The sequence below is a fragment of the Mycobacterium sp. E3305 genome (assembly GCF_001666785.1).
Lineage (GTDB): Bacteria > Actinomycetota > Actinomycetes > Mycobacteriales > Mycobacteriaceae > Mycobacterium.
The window spans coordinates 1-22,315 of record NZ_LZJA01000127.1 but is presented as its reverse complement, the minus strand read 5'-3'; the positions used below and the strand labels follow the sequence as shown (position 1 = coordinate 22,315).

Below are 22,315 nucleotides of genomic sequence, written 5' to 3'. Positions count from 1 at the left end.
CATCGGGTTTCAGCGGAGGAGATAGGGCATGTTCACGGTGACGGCGCCGGTCGGACACCGAGCCGCGCAGGGGCCGCAGTACCAGCACTCGTCGACGTGCATGAATGCCTTGCCGGTGTCGGGGTTGATCGCCAGCGCGTCCAGCGGACAGACCTCGACGCACAGGGTGCAGCCGTCGATGCACAACGACTCGTCGATCGTCACCGGCACGTCGGCCCGGGTGTTGTTGACCAGCGTCATGTATCGCTCCTTGTCAGGCTGCCGCGCATGGTGATTCGATCGCCACGCATCCGGATGTACTCCAAGTCAACGGGTGTGCCGTCGGCGAGACTGGTGAGCCGCTCCAGCATGAGCAGTGCGGCCCCGTCGGGCACCTGCAGGGTGGCCGCCGAATGCGCGTCGGCGGGGATGGCCTCCAGCGCGAGCGACGCCGAGCCCAGCCGCTGCCCGCTGACCTCTTCGATGAGCGCGAACACATCGTTGGTCTCCAGCGGATGGCGCAGCACCTGCTCCCCGATACCCGGGGCCAGGTAGGTCAGATCGAGGCTGAGCGGCAGGTCGCCGAGGTAGCGCAGGCGTTCGATGAAGACCGCCTGTTCGCCGGGCGCCAGCCCCAACCGGCGGGCCACCGACGGCGGCGCGGCGACGGGCATTGCGGCGCGCACCTCGTTGCGCACCTCACCCAGGTTCTTGAAAGTCTCCTTCAGCCCCAGCAACGCGTCCAGCCCGTGCGAGTACTTGCGCTGGGCGACGTGCGTGCCGACCTTGGGCCCGCGGTCGATCAGCCCCTCGTGCTTCAGCAGCGCAAGCGCCTCGCGAACGGTGTTGCGCGACACCAGGAATTCGGCCGCCAGGTCGTGTTCGGCCGGCAACCCGGCGGGATAGGCGTCGGCGTGGATCTGTTGGCGCAACACGTCGGCGACCCGGCGGGCGCGGTCGGCCCTGGGCTCGCTGCTGATCGGTTGCGCCACGCGGCCACGCTAACGCGGCTCACGCGCGCTTTTCGGCCGAGCGACGAGGGCCCCCGCCGGCGCCTCGGGGCATTGCGCCGGGGCGCTTTCATCGGCGACCAGCCAAAACCGGGAGCCGGCGGGCCATTGCGCCACCCCGGCGCCGCCGTCGTGGTTCCGATCGCGGTGAGCGGAACCGTTTGGGGCACGGGCTATCGCGAAGCGCCGACCATCTCGGGATCGCGGCCGGGCCCCGGCGGTACACCTTGCGATCCGGCAGGGCGCGACCGCGCGGGCACCAATGGCACGGCCGCCAACGGAAACAACGCGCACAGCGCCCAGGCCGGCGGGTATCCGGCGGCCATGATCAGCGCACCGAAAAGCGGGGGCCCGGCGGCGGCCGTCAGCCGTTGGGTGGTGTTCTGCAGACCCAACGCGCGCCCGCTCCAGAACGGTCCGGCGAACTCGGTGATGGCGGTGGCCTCGAGCCCGTTGTCGAGCACCGCGAGCACCGAGATGACGACCATGAGCAACACGTCGTAACCCGAACCGGTGCCGTCGGTCAGGGCGAGCAGCAACAGGGTCAGCGCGGCGCCGACCGCGATGGTGCGGACCGGCCGCATCCGCGAGCCGACGCGGTCCGACCAGCGCCCGACGGCGATTCGGCCCGCCGCGCCCAGCAATTGACACACGGTGACCAGGCCGCCGGCGGCGGCGACCGACCACCCGTGGTGGTGTATCAGCCACACGAGCATGAAGGTCACGGTCACCGTCTGCGGCACCATCAGCAGGGCGCCCACCGCGTGAATTCGCCAGAGCACGGAAGATCCGCGATACGGGCTGGCCAGCTCGGCCTCGGTGGCTATCTTGCGGGATTTTCGCGGCGGATCGACGATCCCGAGCGCGCTGGCCATCGCGGCCACCGTGCACATCAGCGCGAGGAACATCAGCCCGGAACGGGGACCGCGCTCGGCCAGCTCCGGTATCACGAGCGCACCCAGGGCGATCCCCAACGGTTGCGCGGTCTGGCGGATGCCCATCGCCAGGCCCCGTTGATGCGCCGGGAACCAGGCGGACACCAGCCGGCCGCCGGCGGTGTTGCAGCTGGCGGCGGCCATCCCCCCGAGAAACAGGAAGACCCCGACGGCCACCATCGAGTGGGCCGACGCCGCCGCGTACGCCGCCACCGCCGTGAGCGCAGAACCGGCGGTCAGCACGACCCGCTCACCGACGCGGTCCAGCACCCAGCCCCAGAGCACGAGCGTGACGACCATGCCCCAACTCGGCATCGATGACAACAGGCCCGCTTCGGTCAACGAAATGCCCCTGCGCCCCTGCAGCGAAGGGATCAGGAACGCAACGCCGTTGATGAACAGGAACGAGGTCGCCGTAACCCCCAGGGAGACGGCCATGACCGACCAGCGCGCGCCCGCGCCGAGTTGGTGTGCGCCGCCGGCCTCGGTAAGCATGCAATCCATGGTGGCACGGGCTTCATCGTTCGCCGGGCACCTCGGCGCCGCGGCGACACCGTAACTTATTGAACGCTAAGGTATTTGATAACAAGAGCTCAGCATTCACGTCCGGTCCAAGGGGACAGAATTTGCGAATTGCGTTGTGTGCGTGATCATTTGGCCACGCGGTGCAACCACCTCGTCACCAGGGCGATTCACAGCGTGAACATAGCCTTTTCTTATGCGTCAATACGGCGTTTTCTCAGCGCGGCTACCCTCGAAGCGCATGACCACCGACACGAACTGGACTGTGGATGAGTGACGTTTCGCGGCAGGCGTTGACCAAGGTTCCGGCGGTAACCCTGGGGTTCTGGATCATCAAGATCTTGGCCACCACCTTGGGTGAGACCGGCGGCGATACCGTCACGATGACGCTGAACTGGGGCTATGCCGCCGGGGTCGCGCTCTTCGGTGTCGCGCTGGTGGTGCTGGTTGCCGCACAGATCCTGGCCAAGCGCTTCCATGCGTCGCTGTACTGGGCGACGATCGTGGCGTCGACGACGTTCGGCACGACGTTGGCCGACTTCGCCGACCGGTCGCTGGGCATCGGGTACACCGGAGGGTCGCTGCTGCTGTTGGGTTGCCTGATGGCCACCCTGGGCCTCTGGCGCTGGACGGAGGGGACCGTATCGGTCACCACCGTGTCGACGCCGAAGGTCGAGGCCTTCTATTGGGCGACTATCACCTTCTCGCAGACCCTGGGCACCGCGCTCGGCGATTGGCTGGCCGACACCCGCGGATTCGGTTACGAGCATGGCGCATTGGTGTTCGCGGCCGGCCTGGCCGTGGTGATCGCCCTCTACTACTGGACCGGCATCTCGCGCGTCGCGTTGTTCTGGGTCGCGTTCATCCTGACCCGGCCGCTGGGCGCGACGGTCGGCGACTTCATCGACAAGCCGGTGGCCGACGGCGGCCTGGCCCTGAGCCGCCCGCTGGCCTCGGCGGTGCTCGCCGCGGTCATCGTGGCCCTGCTCGTCGTGCTGCCGCAGCGGCCGGGACGCCACCCCAGTGCGCCCCGGGAAGACGCCTGACCGCTCTCAGCGGCTTCCCAGCTCCGCGACCTACGCTTAAGTTGTCATGTCTGATACCGCACGCCCCGCGCGTCGTCAGAACGGCGCGCTCACCCAACTGCTGATTTTCGCCGCCACGGTCCTCGGCTCCGCCCTACTGGCGGCCGCGCCGGCCAACGCCGATCCCAGCCCGTTCAACACCCTCAATTGCACCTGCCCCACGAGCGCTCCGGCCGGCAGCCCGGCCCGGCACGACGCGATCGCGCGCGGGCTCCTGCGAGGGGAGCTCGGCTGGCCCGCGCAGCCCACGTCGGATCCGGGTCGGCAGGCCGGCTAACTCAGGCGTCTTCGCTCACGGCGGCGCGATCACCGTTGCGGGCCCCGTTCATGCCGGTGGCGTCCGACGGCAACTCGAAAGACGGATAGGCGGTACCGACCGCGGCCAGCGCCGCGTTGCGCTGCGCCTCCATCCGCGCCAGCGCGGACTCGGTGAAGACCGACAGCCCGAGGTCTGGGTTGTACCCGTGGATCTCCTTGACGTCGAGCTGGGCCAGGAAGTAGATGATCTCCTTGGAGACCACCTGCCCGGGCACCAGCACCGGGAATCCCGGCGGGTAGGGCACGACGAACGTGGTGGACACCAGCGTCTTGCCCTCGGCCAGCCGCCGCCCCGCCATGCCGATCAGGACGTGCTCGCGATCGGACTCCTCGTAGCCGGCGTAGAAGGCCGACCGCATGTCACCGAAGACGCACGCGTCGACGGGCCGGAAGGCGACGTCGAACTCGCTGAAGTCGGGCAGGTGCGGCAGGTCCTGGGTGATCTCCTCGACGTGACGCTCCTGCAACGCCCGGTCGGCGACGCTGGCCGCGTTCTCGGCGCGGTCGAAATCGGTTGCGACCCTGCGTAATACGTCCAGGAGGTAGTGCACGCTGGACCACGTGACGCCGATGGTGAAGATCAACAGCACGCTGTTGATCGACGTCTTGTTGATCTGGATGCCGAATCGCTCCATCAGGATCTTCTCGCGGAAGTCATACCCGTTCATCCCGGTCTTGCCGACGAACAGGGTCACCCGCGTCGCATCCAGCACGAACTGATCGGAGCGCCACGCCTCGTTCCATTCGGCCAGCGCGCCCTGCCTGACCTCGCGGTACGAGCTCACCGACGACGCCCGGAATTCCTCGGGCACCAGGTCGGACTCGTCGAGGATGCGGAACCACTTGCTGATCAACCGGTCTCGGCGCACCCGATGCCGGAATACCAGCGCCATGTCGTAGGTCTGCCGGACCAGCTGGAAACCCTCGATGTCGACCTGGCGGCGCGCCAGGTCCAGCGACGCCAGCAACTGCTGGTTCGGCGACGTCGAGGTGTGGGTCAGGAACGCCTCACCGAAGGCATCCCGGTTCAGGGCATTGAAGTCCTGGTCGCGGACGTGGATCATCGACGCCTGCCGCAGCGCCGAGAGCGACTTGTGCGTCGAGTGCGTCGCGTAGACCCGCACCCGCGCCTTGGCGGGGTCGGGCAGCAGCGGGCGATCCACCCAGTCGGACCGGTCCCCCCCGTTTTGCACCCGTTCCATTTCGGCCGCCCATTTCCGGTATTCGGCGGCGTATTCCGGGGAGGCCAGCATCTGCTCGAGGCGCTCGGCCGACACCATGGCGGTGCGCTGCCGTGCCCACGGCACCGCGGTGGCGAAGGCGTACCACGCCTCGTCCCACAGGAAGCAGATGTCGGGCTTGATCGCCAGCACCTCCTGCATGACCTGCAACGGGTTGTAGACCACCCCGTCGAAGGTGCAGTTGGTCAGCAGCAGCATGCGCACGCGGTGCAGTTGGCCGGCCGCCTCGAGGTCGAGCAGCGTCTGCTTGATGGTGCGCAGCGACACCGCCCCGTAAATGGCGAACTGCGGCAACGGGTATGCGTCCAGGTACAGCGGGTACGCCCCGGCCAGCACCAGCCCGTAGTGGTGCGACTTGTGGCAGTTGCGGTCGATCAGCACGATGTCGCCCGGCCGGGTCAGCGACTGCACGACGATCTTGTTGGCCGTCGAGGTGCCGTTGGTGACGAAATACGTGTGGTTGGAATTCCACGTGTGCGCGGCCTTGTCCATCGCCTTCTTGATGTTGCCGTGCGGGTCGAGCAGCGAGTCGAGGCCGCCGGAGGTGGTCGAGGTCTCGGCCATGAAGATGTTGCGGCCGTAGAATTCGCCCATGTCCTGCAAGGACTTCGAGTTGAAGATGCTGGCACCGCGCGCGACCGGCAGCGCGTGGAACTGCCCCACCGGCGCCGCCGCGTACGCGCGCAGCGCGTCGAAAAACGGTGTGGAGAAACGGTTCCGCAGCCCCGCGAGCACGGTGCTGTAGAGGTCGGTCACGTCGTTGAGCCGGTAGAACGTCCGGTCGTATACGTCGGGCTCGGTGTCGTCGCCGGCCGCGATCGACTCGTCGGTGAGCAGGTACAGATCGATGTGGGGCCGCAGCTCGCGGATCCATTCGCCGCACTCCACCCAGTCGTTGGCGCGGTCGGGGATGTCCACGTCCTCGTTGGCCCCGAGCAGGGTGTTCATCAGCGGCAGCCGGTCTCGGGAGCGCAGCGGCAGGTCGTCGCGGATGATCGCGGCCTGGATCTCGCCGTTCAGGGCGACGGCTGCGATGGCGTCCTCGACGCTGGGCGCCACCAGGATTTCGAACTGCACGTCGTCGGAGGGGTTGCGCAGCGCCCGCAGGCATTCGGCCAGGCAGTCGGGGGCCGTCGCGGGGGCGTCGTCGGCGAGCAGCACGGTGTAAAAGTGCTGTTTTTTGGCCTGGGCCACCAGCTCCTGGTCGGCCAGCGGCGCTGAGGTGTCGAAAAGCCCTGCGCGGTCGCCGTATTCGCTCAACAGCCGCACGGCCATGGAAACCTCTTCGGTGAGCCGCACCGTGGACAGGCTCTCCAGGTGCGCGCGGAAGGTCGCCAGGTTCGCCGCGCCGGGGTACAGCCAGTACCGCTCGTAGGCGGCGATGCGGTCCATCAACCGTTTCACCCGGGCCACGTCGTGCGTCTTGTCGTGCCCGGCCAGGTCGACCTCGGCGAGGTGGCGGCACGCGTCGTCGAGCAGGTTCCAGGTGTCGATGCGGGCGTAGGACGGGTTGGCCACCGCCGCGAGCGCGGAGACGCGGAGTCGTCGCGGCTGGGTGGTGTATCGAGTCATGATCTCACCTGTTCTTCTGAGCGACTTGTATTCTCACCCCGCCGCGCCGCCCACGTGATCGTTTCGCCTCAGGTCGATTCGGTGATCCCGTCGTCACCGTCGTCGGCGTCCACCACGCGCCGGTTGGCGCGCGTGCCGTCCACCCAGCGCAGCACCGGGAGATCCCAGCGACGGGCCGGCAGCTCGGTGACGTCGGACAGCGATCGCACCACGGCCTGCGTCAGGCCCATGATCGCCGCCATCACCGGCAGCAGGGGCTGCAGCGGCTTTGCCGCGCTGCGAACCGTGCTGATGCGGCGGGCCACGATCAGCCGTTCGACGCAGTGGTACAGCCAGGCGCCCACCGCGAGCCCGTAGATCGACAGGGCCGAGGCGACGATGGTCCACCCGAAGGCCGCGCAGACGACGGCGCCCAGCACCACGGTCGCGGCCAGCAAGCCCGCGATGACGGCGCGCAGCTCCAGCCGGGTCACCCCTGCGGTTCCTCGTTCTCCGGCGCGCGCGCCGCGCTGGACCGGACCGCCGCGGCGGCCGCCCGGATCTGCGGCGTCACCAGCATGACCTGGCCCAGCACGCCGTTGACGAAGGCCGGCGAATCGTCGGTGGACAGTTCCTTGGCCAGCTGCACGGCCTCGTCCACGGCGACCGGCTCCGGGACGTCGTCGGCGTAGAGCAGCTCCCATACCGCCACCCGCAGGATGGCGCGGTCCACGGCGGGCAGCCGGTCCAGCGTCCAGCCCTGCAGGTGCGAGCTGATCAGGTCGTCGATGTGGGCGGCGTGCTCGCCGACCCCGCGGGCCGCCGCGACCGTGTAGGGCTGCGGCTGCGCCACGTCGGGGTTTGTCTCGGCCAGCGCGGTTCGCACGTCGACGAGCTCGGCCGGGCCCAGCCCGCGGGCCTCGGCTTCGAACAGCAGGTCAACGGCGCGCTTGCGGGCCTGATGGCGTCCCCTGACGGGCCTGCTCACGCGTTGACGCGCCCCAAGTAGCTGCCGTCGCGCGTGTCCACCTTGAGCTTGTCCCCGGTGTTGATGAACAGCGGCACCTGAATCTCGGCCCCGGTCTCCACGGTGGCGGGCTTGGTGCCGGCGCTCGACCGGTCGCCCTGCAGGCCCGGCTCGGTGTGGGTGACCTCCATCTCGACCGCCACCGGCAGCTCGATGTACAGCGGCGCCCCGTTGTGGAACGCCACCTGGACCGGCAGGCCCTCGAGCAGGAACCGGGCGGCGTCGCCGACCAGCGATTCCGGCAGGGGGTGCTGCTCGTAATCCTGGCTGTCCATGAACACGAAGTCCGAGCCGTCGCGGTACAGGTAGGTGGTGTCGCGCCGGTCGACCGTGGCGGTCTCCACCTTCACGCCGGCGTTGTACGTCTTGTCGACGACCTTGCCGGAAAGCACGTTCTTGAGCTTGGTGCGCACGAAGGCGGGTCCCTTGCCGGGTTTGACGTGCTGGAACTCGACGATCTGCCAGAGCTGGCCATCGATCACCAGCACCAGTCCGTTCTTGAAATCGGCGGTGCTTGCCACGGTTCGGTGTATCTCCTAAGGGATGGACAGTCGTTCGCCGACTGTCTGCAACTTGTTCGTCAGTCTAGAGCGGCAGTCGGCCGGTGCCCCCGCGTCGGGTGGCCCATGACCGGCGGGAAGCTTGCCTTCCGCTCTCGCGTTACGGGCCGGTCTCGGCCGGCCCGGTGGGCGAAGGGGGTACCCGCTTGATCATCGTCAAGAAGGGAACGCTGAGCTTCCTCCCGCCGGAAAACGGCACCGGGACGGTGAAATACACGATGTCGACCTCGAGCCGCAGCTCCCGCAGCGGCTGGGCGTTCAGGTCCCACCGGAAGTCCCGCAGGCGCGCCAGGCCACGTTCGATTGGCTCCACCCCGTTCACGCCACCCGACTTTACCCCGGGGCGCCCGCCGGCCACAGGGCGCACGTGACCTAGCTGAGGACCGCCAACTCCTTGGGGAACCGGGTCAGCAGTTCCGGCGCGTGCCCGCGGGCCGCCGCCTCCTCGTGGGGCACGACCAGGGTGTCCTCGATGCGCACGCCGCCGCGGCCCGGCAGGTAGACGCCGGGCTCGACGGTCACCACCGAACCCGCCAACAGGGTGCCGGTGGACGTGGCGCCGATTCCCGGTGCCTCGTGGATCTGCAGCCCCACGCCGTGACCCAGGCCGTGGCCGAACTGCTCGCCGTAGCCCGCGTCGACGATCAGCTGACGCGCCGCGCCGTCGACGTCGCGCAGACTCGCGCCCGGCCGCAGCGCCTCGCGGCCGGCCCGCTGGGCATCGGCGACCAGCTGGTAGATCTCCAGCTGCCAGTCGGCGGCCTTGCCGAGCACGAACGTGCGGGTCATATCGGAGTGATAGCCGGCCACCAGCGCGCCGAAATCGATCTTGACGAAGTCACCGGTGGCCAGCACCGCATCGGTGGGGCGGTGATGCGGGATCGCCGAATTCGGCCCGGCGGCCACAATGGTCTCGAACGAGATCGCGTCGGCGCCGTGGTCGAGCATCAGCGCCTCCAGGTCCCGGCTCACCTCGCGTTCGGTTCGGCCCGGCCGCAGGCCGCCGCGCTCGATCAGATCGGCGAGCGCGGCGTCGGCCGCCTCACAGGCCAGCCGCAGCAGCGCCACCTCGCCGTCGTCCTTGATCTCCCGCAGCGCCTCGACGGTCCCGGCGGCGCGCATCAGCTCGGTGGCCGCGCTGCGCTCGCCGAGTTCGCTGGTCAGGGCGTCGAAGGCGTCGACGGTCACCACGTTGCTCTCGAAGCCCAGCTTCGAAACCCCGTCCGCGGCGGCGCGGCCGACCAGATAGCGCCCGAGGGCACGTTCGATGGCGATCTCGAGCCCCCGCGCCTGTTCGGCGGCCTGGGTGCGGTACCGGCCGTCGGTGGCCAGCACGGGGCCGCGATCGTCGGCGAAAACCAGCAACGCGCCGTTCGATCCGGTGAACCCCGACAGGTAGCGCACGTTGTTCAGGTCGCTGACCAGCATCGCGTCCAGTCCACTGGCACCCAGTTGCGCTTTCAGGTTGTCCCGACGCTGAGAATGTGTCACGACCCTTGACGGTACTCGCTACGCTGATTGCCCATGAGGTCCTGGATGCTGCGCGGATTGGTCTACGCCGCGGCGATGGTTGTCGTTCGCTTGGTTCAAGGCGCGTTGATCAACGCGTGGCAGACCCAGGCCGGGCTGTTCAGCGTGGTGCTGCTCCTGCTGTTCGTCATCGGCGTGGCCGTATGGGGGGTGGTCGACGGCCGGGCCGACGCCATCGCGAACCCCGACCCGGACCGGCGGCGCGACCTGGCGATGACGTGGCTGCTGGCCGGCCTGGTGGCCGGCATCCTCAGCGGGGCCGTGTCCTGGCTCATCTCGCTGGTGTACAACGGCCTCTACACGGGTGGGCTGATCAACGAGGTGACGACGTTCGCGGCGTTCACCGCCCTTTGCGTGTTCCTGCCGGGGATCATCGGCGTGACCATCGGCCGTTGGCGGGTGGACCGCAATCCCCCGCCCCGGCAGAAGGGAGCGGACGAGGAGCGCGCCGACACCGACGTGTTCTCCGCGGTGCGCGGTGACGACGCGCCGACCGGTGAGATTCCCACCGCGGGCGCCCAGCACGAGGAGCGGACCGCTTCGGTCGCCACGGCCGAGCGTGACGAGCCGACCGAGACGATCCGCACCGCGGCCGACCACGAGCCGAAGACCGAGGTGATCCGCACCGACGGCGGTGACGACGCCACGAAGCCGGGCAAGGAACCCAAGAAGAACTAGGCCTTGGCGGCGTCCGCCAGGTAGCGCAGGGCGAGCAGGTAGCCCTGAATTCCCAGCCCGACGATCACCCCGGTCGCGACGGGGCTGAGGTACGAGTGGCGCCGAAACTCCTCGCGGGCATGCACATTGGAGATGTGCACCTCGATCAGGGGCGCTCGCAGCTCCGCGCACGCGTCGCGCAGCGCCACCGATGTGTGGGTGAGGCCGCCGGCGTTGAGGATCACCGGTTCGCCGGCATCGGCGGCCGCATGGATCCAGTCCAGCAGCTGCCCTTCGCTATCACTTTGGCGCACAACGGCTTTCAACCCGAGAGCGGTGGCCTCCCGCTCGATGAGCGCGGTCAGTTCGTCGTGCGTGGTGTCGCCGTAGACGTCGGGCTCGCGGCGGCCCAGCCGGCCCAGGTTCGGGCCGTTGATGACGTTGACGGTGGTGGTCATCGGGCCCCTTCTTCCTCCGACAGCCCCGCGTACGCGGCCGCCAGCAGCGACGGGTCGGGCCCGGCCAGCCGCCCCGGCTTCGCCAGCCCGTCGAGGACCACGAACCTGAGCACACCGGCCCGCGACTTCTTGTCCTGGGCCATGTATTCCAGCAGCTGCGGCAGCGCGTCGGCGTCATAGGCGACCGGCAGGCCCAGCGCCGAAAGGACGGTGCGGTGGCGCTGCGCGGTCGCGTCGTCGAGGCGCCCGGCGAGGCGGGCCAGCTCCGCGGCGAAGACCAGGCCCACGGACACCGCGGCGCCGTGGCGCCACTCGTAGCGTTCCCTGCGTTCGATCGCATGCGCCAAGGTGTGGCCGTAGTTGAGGATTTCGCGCAGCTCCGACTCTTTCTCGTCGGCGGCGACCACCTTCGCCTTGACGGCGATCGAGCGCCGGACCAGTTCCGGCAGCACGTCACCGGTCGGGTCCACGGCGGCTTGCGGGTCGGCCTCGATGAGGTCGAGGATCACCGGGTCGGCGATGAACCCGGCCTTGACGACCTCGGCCATCCCGGCGACGAGTTCGTTGTGCGGCAACGTTTCCAGGGTCGCCAGGTCGACCAGCACCGCCAGCGGCTGGTGAAACGCGCCCACCAGGTTCTTGCCCGCGTCGGTGTTGATGCCGGTCTTGCCGCCGACGGCCGCGTCGACCATGCCCAGCAGCGTGGTGGGAATGTGGACCACGTCGACGCCGCGCAGCCAGGTGGCCGCCGCGAACCCGGCGACGTCGGTGGCCGCCCCGCCGCCCAGGCTCACCACCGCGTCTTTGCGGTCAATCCCGATGCGGCCGAGCACTTCCCAGAGGAAGCCGACGACCGGTAGGTCCTTGCCGGCCTCGGCGTCCGGGATTTCGATGCGATGGGCGTCAACGCCCTTGTCCGCCAAGCGGCTTCGGATCGCTTCCGCGGTGTGCGCCAGCACCGGTTGGTGTACGACCGCCACCCGGTGCCGGTCGCAGAGCAGTTCGACGAGCCGGTCGCCCAGGTCAGTGCCGATGACCACCGGGTAGGGCGGTTCGACAGCCACCTCGACGGTGACGGGCGCGGTCATGTGGTGGCCTCCGCGTGAGCGTTCTCCGGCGTCTGCAGCCGGGACACGATGTAGCGCACCACCGCCCCGGGGTTGCGGCGGTTGGTGTCGACGCGGATCGTCGAGACGCGGCGGTACAGCGGGGCCCGTTTGGCCATCAGCGCTTTGAACTTCTCGGCGCGGTCGGGGCCGGCGAGCAGCGGGCGCACTGCGCCGCCGCCGGTGCGCCGCACGCCTTCGCCGGCGCTGATCTCCAGGTAGATGACCGTGTGGCCGGCGAGCGCCTCGCAGACCCCGGGGCTGGTGACCGCGCCGCCGCCGAGCGACACCACGCCGTCATGGTCGGCCAACGCGGCACGCACCGCGTCCTCCTCGATGCGGCGGAACTCCTGCTCGCCGTCCGTGGCGAAGATGTCGGCGATGCTGCGCCCGGTCCGCTGCTCGATCGCCGCGTCGGTGTCGAGGAACTCGACGCCGAGCGCCTTGGCCAGGCGCCGCCCGATGGTGGACTTGCCGGAGCCCGGCAGCCCGACGAGTACCGCCTTGGGCGCCATCAAGCGGTCCCCCGGGCGGCCGGCGCTTCCCGGTCGGCGACCGCGCGCTGATACGCCTCGATGTTGCGCCGGGTTTCGGTGAGCGAGTCGCCGCCGAACTTCTCCAGCGCCGCGCGGGCGAGCACCAGCGCCACCATGGCCTCGACCACCACCCCCGCGGCGGGCACCGCGCACACGTCCGAGCGCTGGTGGATGGCGACGGCCTCGTCGCCGGTCGCCATGTCGACGGTGGCCAGCGCGCGCGGCACGGTGGAGATCGGCTTCATCGCGGCCCGCACCCGCAGCGGCTGGCCGTTGGTCATGCCGCCCTCCAGCCCACCGGCGCGGTTCGTCGAGCGGACCACGCCGTCGGGGCCGGGATACATCTCGTCGTGCGCGCGGCTGCCGCGGCGGCGCGCCGTCTCGAAGCCGTCGCCGATCTCCACGCCCTTGATGGCCTGGATGCCCATCACCGCGGCGGCGAGCTGGCTGTCCAGCCGGTTGTCGCCGCTGGTGAACGAGCCCAGGCCCACCGGCAGGCCTGTCGCCACCACCTCGACCACGCCGCCGAGGGTGTCGCCGTCCTTCTTGGCCGCCTCGATCTCGGCGATCATGGACTTCTCAGCCTCCTCGTCATACGCGCGCACGGGGCTGTCGTCGATCGCGGGCAGGTCTTCGGGGCGGGGCGGGGGGCCGTCGTAGGGCGCCGACGGGCCGATCGCGATGACGTGGGAGAGCACGTCGACGCCGAGCGCCTGGCGCAGGAAGGACCGCGCGACCGTGCCCACCGCGACGCGGGCGGCGGTCTCCCGGGCGCTGGCGCGCTCCAGGACCGGGCGGGCGTCGTCGAAGCCGTACTTGAGCATGCCGGCGTAGTCGGCGTGCCCGGGCCGCGGGCGGGTGAGCGGTTCGTTGCGCGCGATGTTGGCCAGCTCCGCCGGGTCCACCGGGTCGGCGGCCATCACGGTCTCCCATTTGGGCCACTCGGTGTTGCCGATCTCGATGGCGATGGGGCCGCCCAGCGTGATGCCGTGGCGGACCCCGGACAGCACGGTCACCGCGTCGCGCTCGAACTTCATCCGCGCGCCGCGCCCGTACCCGAGCCGGCGGCGGGCCAATTGGTCGGCGATATCGGTGGAGGTGACCTCCACGCCGGCGACCATGCCCTCGAGCATGGCCACCAACGCACGGCCATGCGACTCCCCGGCGGTGATCCAACGCAACACCCGGCCATTCTCCCATGGGGTCCGGCGCGGGCTTAAATCCCGAGAAACAGGCCGATCGCGGTGGCGGTGGCCAGGCACATCGACGGGCCATGGGGCACCGCCCGCGCGCCGCACAGCGCCGCGAACACCGTCGTCAGCAGCGGCGCGGCCAGCGCGGCCAGGAACCACGTCCCGACCCCGAAACAGCCCGCCAGCGCCCCGAGGCCGATCGCCAGCTTGACGTCCCCGGCGCCCATCCCGGCCGGGGCGAGCGAGTGCACCAGCAGATAGATCGCGGTCAGCGCCGTCGCGCCGGCCAGCGCGGCCCAGCCGCGCCCGGCCACCGCTGCCGTCAGCAGGATCACCCCGGCCCCGGGCAGCGTGAGCACGTTCGGCAACCGGCGCTCGCGGACGTCGCAGCCGCTCAGCAGCAACAGCCACGCGAGCACCGCCACAACCGCTCCAAGCCGCATGGGTTCTCCTGTGTGCGCCGCGAGTGTGGGGCTAGGTACGAAAACGGTGGCGATGTCGTCCCTAGGCCCCACGCTCGGTTGTTGACCTGGGGCATCCGACGTGCGGGACGTTAGCCCAGAGCGGCGGCCATGGCCTCTCGCGGCGCCGGTTGCCCTGTGAATAGCTCGACCTGGGTGAACGCCTGGTGCAACAACATCTGCAGGCCGCTGATCACGCGGCCGCCGGCGGCGGCCACCGCGGCGGCCAGCGGCGTGGGCCACGGGTCGTAGACGGCGTCCAGCAGGACCGGGATCGCGGCGAGGGTGCCCGCGTACCGCGCCGCGACGTCGGCGGGGATCGTGCTGACCAGCACCTCGGCGGCGGCCACCGCGGTCCCTAGGCCGTCGTCGTCGATGTTCACGAACCGCGTCCGGACCCCGATTCCGGTGCCCAACTCCACCAGCCGGGCGGCCTTGTCGGGGTTGCGCGCGACGACGGTGATGGCGGGGACGCCCAGCTGCGCCAGGCCCAGGACGGCCGCCGGCGCGGTGCCGCCCGACCCGCACACCAGCGCGGGCCCGGTGGCCGACGAAAGCGCCCCCGCGACGCCGTCGATGTCGGTGTTGTCGGCCCGCCAGCCGGCGGGCGTGCGGACCAGGGTGTTGGCCGACCCCACCCGTTCGGCCCGCTCGGTGCGCTCGTCGGCGAAGCGCAGCGCCGCGAACTTGCCCGGCATGGTGACCGACACCCCGACCCACTCGGGCCCGAAGCCGCCGACGACGGCCGGCAGCCGCTCGCCGTCACATTCGATGCGGTCGTAGGTCCAGTCCAGCAGGCCCAGCGCCCGGTAGGCGGCCAGGTGCAGCTGCGGGGACTTCGAGTGGGCGATCGGCTTGCCGAGCACCGCCGCTTTCCGGGGTCCGCCCTCAGCGCGCGCTATCGAGGACACCGTTGCGCTTAGCCAGCTCGATGTTGGCCAGATGCTGCTGATAATCCTTGGTGAACAGCGTCGTCCCCTGGGCGTCGATGGTGACGAAGTACAGCCAGTCGCCGGGCTCGGGATGCTCGGCGGCGCGCAGCGCGTCGACGCCCGGCGAACAGATCGCCGTCGCGGGCAGCCCCTGCGACACGTAGGTGTTCCACGGCGTCTTCTGGGCGCGGTCGGCGTCGGTGGTGGCCACCTCCCGGCGATCCAGCGGGTAGTTGACCGTCGAGTCGAATTCCAGCGTGTGGTGGGCGTGCAGGCGGTTGTAGATCACCTGCGCGACCTTCGCGAAGTCCTGCGACTTGGATTCCTGCTCCACCAGCGAGGCCACCACCAGGATGTCGTACGGCGACAGGCCCATGGACTGGGCGGTGTCCACCAACCCGGACTTCATGTACTCGACGCCCCCGGCGCTGATCAGGCTCGACAGGATGGTCTCGGCAGAGGCGGACGGGTCCACGTTGAAGGTTCCCGGCGCGATCAGCCCCTCGATCCGGCGATGGTCCTTGCCGAGCTCGGTGAAGGGTTCGACGGCCCACGGCGGCACCGCGAGCGCGGCGGGCGCGCTGTTGGTCGCCGCCGCCCGCAGCTCCTCCACCGCGACGCAGTGCTGGTTGCCGTCGAGGGTCACGCACGTGGCGCGGGAGATCAGCGTCAGGATCCCCGGGGTCACCACGTTGGTCTTCATGTCGGTGGTGTCGTCGAGCTGACGGCCCTCCGGGATGACCAGCCGGCCCACCCGGCTGTTCGGATCGGCCAGCCGCGCGACGGCGTCGGCCGCCGGGATCTCGGTGCGCATTCGGTAGAAGCCGGGCTGGATCGAGGAGATCTTGCTGTTGCCGTGCGCGGCGTTGACGAATGCCCGGACGGTCTTGACCACCTGCTCGTGCTGCAGCGTCTCCCCGACGTTGGTGGTCGAGTCACCGTCCTTGATCTGAATCACGATGTCCTGCTTGCCATTTCCGGCGTAGTCGTCGCCGGCTCCGAACACCGTGTGCCACAGCTTGGCGCCGACGAACACGGCCACCAGCACGACGACGGCGACGACCGCGAGCACGATCTTGCCGGCGAACCGCCGCTGGCGTCGGCCCCGTTCGGCCCGGTTCCGGGCGACGCGGCTGCGCTTCCGCGACGTGCCGACCGCCTCGGGCTCGGCGCGTTGCCGTCGTGCGCTGTCAACCATCGGCGGGCTCCCCCGCCGTCAGGGCGGCGCGGCGCTGGTCGAGCCAGCTCTGCAGGATGGCCACCGCGGCCGCCTGGTCGATCACGGCCCGCTGTTCGCGGGCGCGGACGCCGGCCGCGCGCAGCGAGCGCTGCGCGCTCACGGTGGTCAGGCGCTCGTCGGCCAGGCGCACGGGCGTGGGGGCGATCCGCTGGGCCAGCGTGTCGGCCAGCTCCATCGCGTCGATCGCCGACGGACCGGTGCGGTCGGCCAGCGTGCGTGGCAGCCCGACGACCACCTCGACCGCGCCGAGTTCGGCGGCCAGCTCGGCCAGTCGGCGCACGTGCTTGCCGGAGCGGTCACGGCGCACGGTTTCCACCGGGGTGGCCAGGATGCCGTCGGGGTCGCTGCTGGCGACGCCGATGCGCACGCTGCCGACGTCGATGCCGAGCCGCCGCCCCCGGCCGGGATCCTGGTCAGGGTCGCCGGGCCGGTCGGGCACGCGATGCTGTGCGGGGACCACTCAGCCGACCCGCGCTATCTCGGAGCGGACCGCCTCCAGCGCCGCGTCGATGCGGCTGGGGTCCTTTCCGGAACCCTGCGCCAGGTCCGGCTTGCCTCCGCCGCGGCCGTCGACCGTCGCGGCGAGCTGCTTGATCAGGTCGTTGGCGCGGAGCCCGAGGTCCTGGGCGGCGGGGTTGGCGGCGACCGCGTACGGCACACTGCCCCCCTCTCCCTCGGAGATCAGCGCCACCACGGCGGGGTCGCTGCCCAGCTTGCCGCGGATGTCGCCCACCAGGGAGCGCAGGTCGCCGGCCGTCATCCCCGCCGACATGCGTTGCGCCACCACACGGACGTTACCGATACGCTCCGCGCCGGCCGCCGCGTTGGTCGCGGCGGCGCGCGCGCTCGCCAGCCGTGCGCGTTCGAGTTCCTTCTCGGCCGCCTTGAGCCGCTCCACCAGTCCGGCCACCCGGGCGGGCACCTCGTCGGACGGCACCTTCAGCGACGAGGCCAGCCCCGCCATCAGCGCGCGCTCCTTGGCCAGGTGGCGGAAGGAGTCCAGCCCGACGTAGGCCTCCACCCGGCGCACGCCGGAGCCGACCGACGATTCGCCCAGGATGGTCACCGGCCCGATCTGAGCGGAGTTGTGCACGTGGGTCCCGCCGCAGAGCTCGAGCGAGAACGGCCCGCCGATCTCGACCACCCGCACCTCGTCCGGGTAGGCCTCGCCGAACATTGCCATTGCGCCCATCGCCTTGGCCTTCTCCAGCTGCTCGGTGAACGTGTGCACCTCGAAGTCGGCCTGGACGGCCTGGTTGGTGACCTCTTCGACCTGGGTGCGCTGCTCGTCGGACAGCGGACCCTGCCAGTTGAAGTCGAACCGCAGGTAGCCGGGGCGGTTCAGCGATCCCGCCTGAACGGCGTTGGGGCCCAGCACCTGTCGCAGCGCGGCATGCACCATGTGGGTGCCCGAGTGGCCCTGGGTGGCGCCCCGGCGCCATTCCGGATCGACCGCGGCGACCACGGTGTCGCCCTCCACGAACTCCCCGGATTCGACGTTGACCCGATGCACCCACAGGGTTTTCGCGATCTTCTGCACGTCGGTGACCGCCGCGCGGGCGCTCGCGCCTGCGCCGGTCCCGCTGATGGTGCCCTCGTCGGCGATCTGACCGCCGGACTCGGCGTAGAGCGGCGTGCGGTCCAGCACCAGTTCGACTTGCTGCGCGCCCTCGGCGCCGTGCGTGACGACCGGGACCCGCTTGCCGTCCACGAAGATGCCCAGAATCTTTGCCTCGGAGGACAATTCGTCGAAGCCGGTGAATTCCGTCGGGCCGGCGTCGACCAGCTCCCGATATGCGCTCAGGTCGGCGTGGGCGTGCTTGCGAGCGGCGGCGTCCGCCTTCGCGCGCCGGCGCTGCTCGGCCATCAGTTCCCGGAAGCCGATCTCATCGACCTGCAGGCCCGCCTCGGCGGCCATCTCCAGGGTCAGCTCAATCGGGAAGCCGTAGGTGTCGTGCAGCGTGAAAGCGTCCGAGCCCGAGATCGCTTTGGCCCCAGCCTCTTTGGTGATGCCGGCGACCTCGTCGAACAGCTTGGAACCGGCCGCCAGCGTGCGGTTGAACGCGGTCTCCTCGGCGACGGCGATGCGCCTGATCCGGTCGAAGTCGGCGACCAGTTCGGGATACGACGGCCCCATCGCGTCGCGCACGGTGGTCATCAACTCGCCGACGATGGGCCCGTCGATGTCGAGCAGCTTGGCCGAACGGATCACCCGGCGCAGCAGCCGGCGCAGCACGTAGCCGCGGCCGTCGTTGCCGGGCGTGACGCCGTCGCCGATCAGGATCGCCGCGGTGCGGCTGTGGTCGGCGATCACCCGGTAGCGCACATCGTCGGAGTGGTTGCCCACGTCATATCCGCGCGGCGCGCGGGCGGCCACCGCGTCGATGACGGGCCGCAGCAGGTCGGTCTCGTACACGTTGTGCACGCCCTGCAGGATGAACGCGACCCGCTCGACGCCCATGCCGGTGTCAATGTTCTTGCGGGGCAACGGGCCGAGGATTTCGAAGTCGGTCTTGGAAGTGCCCTCGCCGCGTTCGTTCTGCATGAACACGAGGTTCCAGATCTCGATGTAGCGGTCTTCGTTGGCCACCGGGCCGCCACCGACCCCGAACTCTTCGCCGCGGTCGTAGTAGATCTCCGACGACGGGCCACACGGGCCGGGGATGCCCATGGACCAGTAGTTGTCTTCCATGCCGCGGCGCTGGATCCGCTCGGCCGGCAGCCCGGCCATCTCCTGCCACAGCTGCACGGCCTCGTCGTCGTCGAAATAGACCGTCGTCCAGATCCTTTCGGGATCCAGGCCGTAGCCGCCCTCGGACAACCCGTTGGTCAGCAGAGTCCACGCCAGCTCGATGGCGCGGCGCTTGAAGTAATCGCCGAACGAGAAGTTGCCGGCCATCTGAAAGAAGGTGTTGTGCCGGGTGGTGATGCCCACCTCGTCGATGTCGGGCGTGCGGATGCACTTTTGGATGCTGGTGGCCGTCGAGTACGGCGGCGTGCGCGCTCCCAGGAAGTACGGCACGAACTGGACCATGCCCGCGTTGACGAACAGCAGGTTGGGGTCGTCGAGGATCACCGATGCGCTCGGCACCTCGGTGTGGCCCGCCTTCACGAAATGATCAAGAAACCGCTTCCTGATCTCGTGTGTCTGCACTTGGAGTCCGCTTCTTCCTTTTGCTTTGTCGCGTGTTGCTTTGTCGCGTGAACGTCTATTCCAGCGTATTCGCTGGAGTAGCTGGCTACCGGGCCGCTAACCCTCCAGAAAGCTCAGCCGCACCGAGCGTTGTGGGTTGTCCCGGTTCAAATCGACCAGCACGATGCTTTGCCAGGTGCCCAGCATCGGCTCGCCCCCGGAGACCGGCACGGTCACCGACGGCGCGACCAGCGCCGGCATCACGTGATCCGCGCCGTGGCCCGGCGAGCCGTGCGAGTGCCGATACCGGTCGTCGCGCGGCAGCAGCCGTTCCAGCGTGTCGAGCAGGTCTTCGTCGGAGCCGGCCCCCGTTTCGATGATGGCGACGCCCGCGGTGGCGTGCGGGACGAACACGTTGCACAACCCGTCGCCCCTCGACCAGCAGAAGCCCCGCACCGCCTCGGTCAGATCGACGATGCGGCGTCGTGTTGTGTCCACGTCCAGCACGTCGGTATGCATCCGAACCAGCCTACGGCGCGCACGTTGCGGGCAGCCAATCGATTGTGAGCGCGACCACATTTGGGCATTGCGGGGCGCATTGGGCAGGAGGAAGGTAACTGGTGGGGCCGGTGGCGCCACGGGCTCCTTGGATATAAGCCCTACAGAGGAGGTCGGCCGTGTACGCACGATCCACCACCATCCAGGCGCAACCCTTGTCGGTCGACATCGGGATCGCGCACGTTCGCGATGTCGTCATGCCCGCCCTCACCGAGATCGAGGGGTGTGTCGGGCTGTCGCTGTTGGTCGACCGGCAGTCCGGGACCTGCATCGCCACCAGCTCGTGGGACAGCATCGACGCGATGCGCGCCAGCGCCGAACGGGTCGCCCCGATTCGCGATCAGGCCGCGCTGATGTTCGACGGCAGCGCGCGGGTCGAGGAGTGGGACATCGCTTTGCTGCACCGCGACCATCCGTCGCGGCAGGGTGCCTGCGTGCGGGCCACCTGGCTCAAGGTGGTGCCGGACCAGCTCACCCGGTCCCTGGACTTCTACCGCTCGTCGGTGCTGCCGGAGCTCGAGGAGCTCGACGGGTTCTGCAGCGCCAGCCTGCTGGTCGACCATCCGGCGTGCCGACGGGCGGTGTCGTGCTCGACGTTCGACTCGATGGACGCGATGGCCCGCAACAGCGACCGGGCGAACGAATTGCGCAGCAGGCGCGTCCGGGAGCTGGGCGCCGAGGTGATCGACGTCGCCGAATTCGAGCTGGCGATCGCCCACCTGCGGGTGCCCGAGCTGGTCTAGCGCTAGAACGCTTCTTTCGCCGAGTGTCACGCCAGCGTGGCGGCTGCCGTCCAGTGTCACGCCAGCGTGACGCTCGATGCGTTCAGGGCAGCGCGTCGCCCGGGAATCCCCGGCAGGGATGCACCTCGAAGGTGAAGACGCCCGCGGCCACACCCGGGTCGTCGGCCATGATCGCGGCGGTGTCGTCGACCGAGGCCGCGAACACCGCGATCCCGCAGACCTCGGAGCCGTCGGTGACCGGCAACACGATGGGCATGACGCCGTCGTCGCGCAGCCCGAAGTTGCGCCGCCCGTGCTCCCAGACGGTCCCCGGTGTCGTCTCGTCGCCGAACCGCGGCCCCTGCTTGAGGATGACGACGCTGTAGGGCTGGGTGGTGGCCAGCAGCCGGCCCATCTCGTCGTCGGTGAAGGTTTTCATGACCGCCCCCGCTTTCCCCGGATGATCGCCCGCAACCGCTCCAGCCGCCCGGCCATCTCCCGCTCACCGCCGCGGCCGGTCGGCCGGTAGTAGTCCACGTCCACCAGCTCGTCCGGCGGATATTGCTGGGCCAGGACACCGTCGGGATCGTTGTGCGAATACCGATACCCCTGCGCGTGTCCCAGCGCCGCCGCGCCGGAATAGTGCCCGTCGCGCAGGTGGGGCGGCACCAGGCCCGCCTTGCCCGCCTTGATGTCGTCCATCGCCGCGGCGAGCGCGGTGGTCACGGAGTTCGACTTGGGCGCGGTGGCCAGGTGGATGGTGGCGTGGGCCAGCGTCAGCTGCGCCTCGGGCATGCCGATCAGCTGCACGGTCTGCGCGGCCGCCACCGCGATCTGCAGCGCGCTGGGGTCGGCCATGCCGATGTCCTCGCTGGCCAGGATCATCAGCCGCCGCGCGAGGAACCGCGGGTCCTCCCCCGCGACGAGCATGCGGGCCAGGTAGTGCAGCGCAGCGTCGACGTCCGAGCCCCGCACCGACTTGATGAAGGCGCTGATGACGTCGTAGTGCTGGTCACCGTCCCGGTCGTAGCGCACCGCGGCCTTATCCAGCGACTGCTCGACGGTCTCGACGCTCACCGACTCGGTGGCTTCGGCCGCGACCTCCAGCGCGGTCAGCGCCCGCCGGGCGTCGCCGGCGGCCAGCCGCACCAGCAGGTCGACGGCCTCGGGCGTCACCGCGACCCGGCCGTCCAGTCCGCGCGGATCGTCGATCGCCCGCTGCACCACCGCGCGGATGTCCTCGGCGCTGAGCGGGCGCAACTGCAGGATCAGCGAGCGGGACAGCAGCGGCGCCACCACCGAGAACGACGGGTTCTCCGTGGTCGCGGCCACCAGCAGCACCACCCGGTTCTCCACGGCGGACAGCAGGGCGTCCTGCTGGGTCTTGGAGAAGCGGTGCACCTCGTCGATGAACAGCACCGTCTGCTCGCCGCGCAACAACGCCTGCCGCGCCTGGTCGATGACGGCGCGCACGTCTTTGACCCCGGCCGACAGCGCCGACAGCGCCTCGAACCGGCGACCGGTCGCCTGGGAGATCAGCGCGGCCAGCGTCGTCTTGCCG

Annotated in this window: 25 protein-coding genes; 4 read left to right on the top strand and 21 right to left on the bottom strand. The window is 70.0% G+C overall.

The window, feature by feature from the left end; translation table 11 throughout:
• Positions 1-9 precede the first annotated feature (9 nt).
• The 3 genes from A5701_RS11565 to A5701_RS11555 form a co-directional block, all read right to left on the bottom strand.
• Positions 10-240, bottom strand: coding sequence for a ferredoxin family protein (locus A5701_RS11565; RefSeq protein WP_067752861.1), 231 nt, complete (start codon positions 238-240; stop codon positions 10-12).
• Positions 237-971 carry a GntR family transcriptional regulator gene (locus A5701_RS11560; RefSeq protein ID WP_067752858.1) on the bottom strand — a complete coding sequence of 245 codons (735 nt, stop codon included), beginning with the start codon at positions 969-971 and terminating at the stop codon, positions 237-239. Before A5701_RS11560 ends, A5701_RS11565 begins: the two co-directional genes overlap by 4 nt.
• Positions 972-1,162: 191 nt before the next feature.
• On the bottom strand, positions 1,163-2,419 hold the full coding sequence (locus A5701_RS11555) for an MFS transporter (protein ID WP_068263982.1): 1,257 nt from the start codon (positions 2,417-2,419) through the stop codon (positions 1,163-1,165).
• Positions 2,420-2,715: 296 nt separating this feature from the next.
• On the opposite strand from A5701_RS11555, the gene A5701_RS11550 reads away from it, so the two are divergent.
• Positions 2,716-3,492 carry a hypothetical protein gene (locus A5701_RS11550; protein ID WP_067752855.1) on the top strand — a complete coding sequence of 259 codons (777 nt, stop codon included), beginning with the start codon at positions 2,716-2,718 and terminating at the stop codon, positions 3,490-3,492.
• Positions 3,493-3,538: 46 nt separating this feature from the next.
• Positions 3,539-3,808, top strand: a complete 270-nt coding sequence (locus tag A5701_RS11545) for a hypothetical protein (RefSeq protein WP_067752845.1) — start codon at positions 3,539-3,541, stop codon at positions 3,806-3,808.
• A gap of 1 nt (position 3,809) precedes the next feature.
• Here the strand turns inward: A5701_RS11545 and A5701_RS11540 are convergent, their stop codons facing one another.
• The 6 genes from A5701_RS11540 to A5701_RS11515 all read right to left on the bottom strand — a co-directional run bounded on the left by A5701_RS11540 (position 3,810) and on the right by A5701_RS11515 (position 9,719).
• Positions 3,810-6,662 (bottom strand): aminotransferase class I/II-fold pyridoxal phosphate-dependent enzyme, encoded by a 2,853-nt coding sequence (locus A5701_RS11540; protein WP_067752842.1) that lies wholly within the window; start codon positions 6,660-6,662, stop codon positions 3,810-3,812.
• Between the two features lie 68 nt (positions 6,663-6,730).
• Entirely contained in the window at positions 6,731-7,135 is a 405-nt protein-coding gene (locus tag A5701_RS11535) for an antitermination protein NusB (RefSeq protein ID WP_067752838.1), read from the bottom strand.
• The gene (gene nusB / locus A5701_RS11530; RefSeq protein WP_067752834.1) at positions 7,132-7,629 is read right to left on the bottom strand and encodes a transcription antitermination factor NusB; all 498 of its coding nucleotides are present in this window, start codon (positions 7,627-7,629) and stop codon (positions 7,132-7,134) included. The genes A5701_RS11535 and nusB overlap by 4 nt, the downstream gene beginning before the upstream one ends.
• Positions 7,626-8,189: an elongation factor P gene (gene efp / locus A5701_RS11525; protein WP_067282552.1), complete on the bottom strand. Its 564-nt coding sequence runs from the start codon at positions 8,187-8,189 to the stop codon at positions 7,626-7,628. The genes nusB and efp overlap by 4 nt, the downstream gene beginning before the upstream one ends.
• A 139-nt stretch (positions 8,190-8,328) precedes the next feature.
• Positions 8,329-8,550, bottom strand: coding sequence for a hypothetical protein (locus A5701_RS11520; protein WP_067752831.1), 222 nt, complete (start codon positions 8,548-8,550; stop codon positions 8,329-8,331).
• 50 nt (positions 8,551-8,600) lie between these two features.
• Complete coding sequence (locus tag A5701_RS11515; protein ID WP_067752828.1) at positions 8,601-9,719, bottom strand: Xaa-Pro peptidase family protein; 1,119 nt, start codon at positions 9,717-9,719, stop codon at positions 8,601-8,603.
• A 33-nt stretch (positions 9,720-9,752) separates the two neighbouring features.
• On the opposite strand from A5701_RS11515, the gene A5701_RS11510 reads away from it, so the two are divergent.
• Entirely contained in the window at positions 9,753-10,436 is a 684-nt protein-coding gene (locus A5701_RS11510) for a B-4DMT family transporter (protein WP_067752825.1), read from the top strand.
• Here A5701_RS11510 and aroQ read toward each other — a convergent pair.
• The 10 genes from aroQ to A5701_RS11460 all read right to left on the bottom strand — a co-directional run bounded on the left by aroQ (position 10,433) and on the right by A5701_RS11460 (position 19,981).
• A complete protein-coding gene (gene aroQ / locus A5701_RS11505; RefSeq protein WP_067752822.1) occupies positions 10,433-10,873 on the bottom strand; it encodes a type II 3-dehydroquinate dehydratase in 441 nt (146 codons plus the stop codon). The genes A5701_RS11510 and aroQ overlap by 4 nt on opposite strands.
• On the bottom strand, positions 10,870-11,961 hold the full coding sequence (gene aroB, locus A5701_RS11500) for a 3-dehydroquinate synthase (protein ID WP_067752819.1): 1,092 nt from the start codon (positions 11,959-11,961) through the stop codon (positions 10,870-10,872). The genes aroQ and aroB overlap by 4 nt, the downstream gene beginning before the upstream one ends.
• Complete coding sequence (locus A5701_RS11495) at positions 11,958-12,494, bottom strand: shikimate kinase (protein ID WP_067752809.1); 537 nt, start codon at positions 12,492-12,494, stop codon at positions 11,958-11,960. The genes aroB and A5701_RS11495 overlap by 4 nt, the downstream gene beginning before the upstream one ends.
• Complete coding sequence (gene aroC, locus A5701_RS11490; RefSeq protein ID WP_067752806.1) at positions 12,494-13,699, bottom strand: chorismate synthase; 1,206 nt, start codon at positions 13,697-13,699, stop codon at positions 12,494-12,496. Before aroC ends, A5701_RS11495 begins: the two co-directional genes overlap by 1 nt.
• Before the next feature lie 32 nt (positions 13,700-13,731).
• The gene (locus A5701_RS11485) at positions 13,732-14,151 is read right to left on the bottom strand and encodes an A24 family peptidase (RefSeq protein ID WP_067752803.1); all 420 of its coding nucleotides are present in this window, start codon (positions 14,149-14,151) and stop codon (positions 13,732-13,734) included.
• A gap of 110 nt (positions 14,152-14,261) precedes the next feature.
• Positions 14,262-15,071 carry a shikimate dehydrogenase gene (locus tag A5701_RS11480; RefSeq protein ID WP_369807410.1) on the bottom strand — a complete coding sequence of 270 codons (810 nt, stop codon included), beginning with the start codon at positions 15,069-15,071 and terminating at the stop codon, positions 14,262-14,264.
• Positions 15,058-16,299, bottom strand: coding sequence for an endolytic transglycosylase MltG (gene mltG / locus A5701_RS11475; protein ID WP_067752790.1), 1,242 nt, complete (start codon positions 16,297-16,299; stop codon positions 15,058-15,060). The genes A5701_RS11480 and mltG overlap by 14 nt, the downstream gene beginning before the upstream one ends.
• On the bottom strand, positions 16,292-16,801 hold the full coding sequence (ruvX, locus tag A5701_RS11470; RefSeq protein ID WP_067752787.1) for a Holliday junction resolvase RuvX: 510 nt from the start codon (positions 16,799-16,801) through the stop codon (positions 16,292-16,294). The genes mltG and ruvX overlap by 8 nt, the downstream gene beginning before the upstream one ends.
• The gene (alaS, locus tag A5701_RS11465) at positions 16,802-19,495 is read right to left on the bottom strand and encodes an alanine--tRNA ligase (RefSeq protein ID WP_067752784.1); all 2,694 of its coding nucleotides are present in this window, start codon (positions 19,493-19,495) and stop codon (positions 16,802-16,804) included.
• A 96-nt stretch (positions 19,496-19,591) separates the two neighbouring features.
• Positions 19,592-19,981, bottom strand: a complete 390-nt coding sequence (locus A5701_RS11460) for a secondary thiamine-phosphate synthase enzyme YjbQ (protein ID WP_197499176.1) — start codon at positions 19,979-19,981, stop codon at positions 19,592-19,594.
• A 170-nt stretch (positions 19,982-20,151) separates the two neighbouring features.
• Here A5701_RS11460 and A5701_RS11455 point away from each other — a divergent pair, with 170 nt between their 5' ends.
• On the top strand, positions 20,152-20,775 hold the full coding sequence (locus A5701_RS11455) for a hypothetical protein (RefSeq protein ID WP_067752779.1): 624 nt from the start codon (positions 20,152-20,154) through the stop codon (positions 20,773-20,775).
• A gap of 82 nt (positions 20,776-20,857) precedes the next feature.
• On the opposite strand, the gene A5701_RS11450 is transcribed toward A5701_RS11455, so the two are convergent.
• Positions 20,858-21,193 (bottom strand): hypothetical protein, encoded by a 336-nt coding sequence (locus A5701_RS11450; RefSeq protein ID WP_067752775.1) that lies wholly within the window; start codon positions 21,191-21,193, stop codon positions 20,858-20,860.
• The coding region (locus A5701_RS11445; RefSeq protein WP_067752772.1) for a replication-associated recombination protein A at positions 21,190-22,315 on the bottom strand (1,126 nt) is incomplete at its 5' end. The genes A5701_RS11445 and A5701_RS11450, both read right to left, overlap by 4 nt.

Coding starts and splice junctions, on each gene's coding strand:
- A5701_RS11565 (WP_067752861.1), bottom strand. CDS start 240: ATGACGCTGGTCAACAACACCCGGGCCGACGTGCCGGTGACGATCGAC.
- A5701_RS11555 (WP_068263982.1), bottom strand. CDS start 2,419: ATGCTTACCGAGGCCGGCGGCGCACACCAACTCGGCGCGGGCGCGCGC.
- A5701_RS11550 (WP_067752855.1), top strand. CDS start 2,716: ATGAGTGACGTTTCGCGGCAGGCGTTGACCAAGGTTCCGGCGGTAACC.
- A5701_RS11545 (WP_067752845.1), top strand. CDS start 3,539: ATGTCTGATACCGCACGCCCCGCGCGTCGTCAGAACGGCGCGCTCACC.
- A5701_RS11540 (WP_067752842.1), bottom strand. CDS start 6,662: ATGACTCGATACACCACCCAGCCGCGACGACTCCGCGTCTCCGCGCTC.
- A5701_RS11510 (WP_067752825.1), top strand. CDS start 9,753: ATGAGGTCCTGGATGCTGCGCGGATTGGTCTACGCCGCGGCGATGGTT.
- aroQ (WP_067752822.1), bottom strand. CDS start 10,873: ATGACCACCACCGTCAACGTCATCAACGGCCCGAACCTGGGCCGGCTG.
- aroB (WP_067752819.1), bottom strand. CDS start 11,961: ATGACCGCGCCCGTCACCGTCGAGGTGGCTGTCGAACCGCCCTACCCG.
- A5701_RS11495 (WP_067752809.1), bottom strand. CDS start 12,494: ATGGCGCCCAAGGCGGTACTCGTCGGGCTGCCGGGCTCCGGCAAGTCC.
- A5701_RS11485 (WP_067752803.1), bottom strand. CDS start 14,151: ATGCGGCTTGGAGCGGTTGTGGCGGTGCTCGCGTGGCTGTTGCTGCTG.
- mltG (WP_067752790.1), bottom strand. CDS start 16,299: ATGGTTGACAGCGCACGACGGCAACGCGCCGAGCCCGAGGCGGTCGGC.
- A5701_RS11450 (WP_067752775.1), bottom strand. CDS start 21,193: ATGAAAACCTTCACCGACGACGAGATGGGCCGGCTGCTGGCCACCACC.